Origin of the sequence: Streptomyces hilarionis (assembly GCF_024539675.1) — a bacterium.
GTDB lineage: Bacteria > Actinomycetota > Actinomycetes > Streptomycetales > Streptomycetaceae > Streptomyces > Streptomyces hilarionis.
In genome coordinates, this window is the sequence record NZ_JAHHIT010000652.1 from 1 (window position 1) to 295 (window position 295).

A 295-nucleotide genomic window follows, 5' to 3' on the forward strand; every position below is an offset into this window, starting at 1 on the left:
GTCTTCAATCGTTGGCTCGGTAGGGCGCGCAAGTGATTCGAGTGCCATTAGAAATAGCCCTCCTTTTTCTTCTTTTCCATACTCGACGCGCAATCGTTGTCAATCGCGCGGCCCTGGCGTTCCGAGCGGGTGGAACCCGCCAGCTCCAGTAATACATCAGCGGCGGTGAGCGCGTTCGACTCCACCGCGCCGGTGAGTGGGTAGCAGCCCAAGGTACGAAAACGGACGTTGCGCGCTTCAATTTTTTCGTCCGGCAGCAACTTCATGCGTGAATCATCCACCATGAGTGCCACGC

At 57.3% G+C, this 295-nt stretch carries 1 protein-coding gene; it reads right to left on the reverse strand.

The genetic code is table 11. The annotated features are described in order from the left end of the window. Window positions 1-47: 47 nt before the first annotated feature. On the reverse strand, window positions 48-295 hold a 248-nt coding region (locus tag KMS84_RS44430), incomplete at its 5' end, for an adenine nucleotide alpha hydrolase family protein (RefSeq protein ID WP_256921546.1).